Source organism: Streptomyces sp. NPDC049970 (assembly GCF_040660235.1).
Taxonomy (GTDB): Bacteria; Actinomycetota; Actinomycetes; order Streptomycetales; family Streptomycetaceae; genus Streptomyces.
This window is the reverse complement of sequence record NZ_JBFALP010000049.1, coordinates 1-2,365: the sequence shown is the minus strand read 5'-3', so window position 1 is coordinate 2,365 and position 2,365 is coordinate 1. Positions and strand designations below refer to the sequence as shown.

The following is a 2,365-nucleotide window of genomic DNA, read 5'->3' as shown; positions in this document are numbered from 1 at the left end:
TTCCCCACTGCTGCCTCCCGTAGGAGTCTGGGCCGTGTCTCAGTCCCAGTGTGGCCGGTCGCCCTCTCAGGCCGGCTACCCGTCGTCGCCTTGGTGAGCCGTTACCTCACCAACAAGCTGATAGGCCGCGGGCTCATCCTGCACCGCCGGAGCTTTCCACACAGAGGAGATGCCTCCCTGTGTCGTATCCGGTATTAGACCCCGTTTCCAGGGCTTGTCCCAGAGTGCAGGGCAGATTGCCCACGTGTTACTCACCCGTTCGCCACTAATCCACCCCCGAAGGGGCTTCATCGTTCGACTTGCATGTGTTAAGCACGCCGCCAGCGTTCGTCCTGAGCCAGGATCAAACTCTCCGTGAATGCCTACCGGTGATCCGGTTCACACACACGGGAGCGGAACCAGAGGAAGGAATAATCCCTCCGGTTCACAGCGTCCTCGCTGTGTTTTCAAAGGAACCCAGTCACCGAAACCGAAGCTTCGGCAGACGGGGCATCAACATATCTGGCGTTGACTTTTGGCACGCTGTTGAGTTCTCAAGGAACGAACGCTTCCTTCGTACTCACCCTCTCGGGCTTTCCTCCGGGCGTTTTCCCTTCGGTGTCTCCGACTCTATCAGATCTTTCCGATCCGATGTCCTCGGCGGTTTCCGCTTTCCAGGTTCGCGCTCTCGCGTTTCCCTTTCCTGCGTTTCTGACTCTATCAGATCTCTTTCGAGCTGATCCCCGGTCAGCGGGGTTCGTCTTCCGGGCTGTTGGGCCCTTCCGACGCCTCAAACCTTAGCCGATTCCTTCCGCGATTCCCAATCGGGTCCGTGCGGATCCGGATCTGGAAACGCGAAGTCCCGTGCGAATTGATTCCGGGCACGCCGAAATCGACCCGACGGGGTGATCGTGCTGAGGGTTGGTGTGCCGCTCGTGCGGCGAGGATGCTGCCCTGGAAGCTCGACGGCCCCGTGACAACCCGAAGAACCTTACGGATCAGCGAGGGGCGCGTCAAGCCGTCGTGTCAAGATTTTTTCAGTCCAGGTCGGTGAGCCGGCCGCCGGCGTCCGGCTGGGCGTCTTCGACCCGGCGCAGCAGCCTGGTCAGCACCTCGCCGAGAGTCGTGCGCTCCTCCGGGGAGAGATCCTGCAGCAGATCACCCTCGAAGACGGAAGCCAGGCGCATGGCCTCCAGCCACTTCGCGCGACCCTCGGGGGTCAGCTCGACGATGACGCGGACCCGGTTGGACTCGTCGCGCTCCCGGGTGACCAGGCCCTCGGCGACCATGCGGTCGATGCGGTGGGTCATCGCGGCCGGGGTCAGCCCCAGACGCTTGGCGAGGTCGCTGGGGCCCATGCGGTAGGGCGGGCCGGAGAGCACCAGCGCCTTGAGGACCTCCCAGTCGGCATTGGTGATACCGAGGGCAGCGGTCTGCCGGCCGTAGGCGACGTTCATCCGGCGGTTCAGGCGGCCGAGCGCGGAGACGATCTTCTCCACCTGGGGGTCGAGGTCCTGGAACTCGCGCTGGTAGGCGGCGATCTGCTCCTCGAGGGTCGGCTCGCTGCCGATGCTGTCGATGCTGCCGTCGGTCTCTCCCATGTCCGCAGTATCGCACGCGACTGATTGGCGTTGAAGTCCTTCACTGTGTACTCTTTAGCTTCGAATTTTAGGTTCGAAGTCTTCAGGTCTCACTACCGAGGCTCGGCAAGGATCTCGGTCGACGAGCCACGACGAGCGGAGAGAAGAGAGGGGAACGTGACCAGGGCGGTGGGTGCACCGATGCGCCGGATCCACGTGGGCAACGCACTCAGCGCGTTCGGGCTCGGTTTCACTGTCCCGTATCTGTACGTCTACGTGGCACAGGTACGGGGGCTGGGATCGGTGACGGCGGGGCTGGTCCTCGCCGTGTTCGCGGCGGCCGCGCTGGTCGTGCTGCCGTTCGCCGGCCGGGCGATCGTGCGGCGCGGACCGCTTCAGGTCCTGCTCGCCGCCCTGGTCCTGGCCGCGCTGGGGTCGCTGTGCCTGGGGCTGTCGGGCGGGGTCGCGCCGGTGCTGCTGTCGGCGGCCGCCCTCGGTGCGGGACAGGCGGTGATGCAGCCCGCGCTGGCCACGATGATCGTGGACTGCTCCACGGCGGAGAACCGGTCGCGGGCGTTCGCCATGCAGTTCTTCCTGCAGAACCTGGGGCTGGGTGTCGGCGGGCTCATCGGCGGTCACCTGGTGGACACCACACGGCTGTCCTCCTTCACCCTGCTGTTCTCGCTCCAGGCCGCGGTGTTCCTGCTGCTGGTGGCCCTGATGGCGACGGTGCGGATGCCGAAGGCGCCGCGGCTGCAGCAGACCGCGGCGCAGGCCGGCACGGCCAGGGCGAGCTGGCGGCAGCT

Annotated in this window: 2 protein-coding genes and 1 rRNA gene; 1 reads left to right on the top strand and 2 read right to left on the bottom strand. The window is 65.2% G+C overall.

From position 1 onward, the window contains the following. Positions 1-359: ribosomal RNA gene (locus AB0I83_RS31350) — 16S ribosomal RNA — on the bottom strand; the annotation flags it as partial. 657 nt (positions 360-1,016) lie between these two features. Continuing rightward, positions 1,017-1,580: a MarR family transcriptional regulator gene (locus tag AB0I83_RS31345; RefSeq protein WP_125500693.1), complete on the bottom strand. Its 564-nt coding sequence runs from the start codon at positions 1,578-1,580 to the stop codon at positions 1,017-1,019. 180 nt (positions 1,581-1,760) lie between these two features. Between AB0I83_RS31345 and AB0I83_RS31340 the strand changes: the two genes are divergently transcribed. Next, positions 1,761-2,365, top strand: a 605-nt coding sequence (locus AB0I83_RS31340) for an MFS transporter (protein ID WP_363307040.1), incomplete at its 3' end; no start/stop codon positions are given.

Excerpts from the sequence above, each read along its gene's own strand:
- AB0I83_RS31345 (WP_125500693.1), bottom strand. The coding sequence starts at position 1,580 with ATGGGAGAGACCGACGGCAGCATCGACAGCATCGGCAGCGAGCCGACC.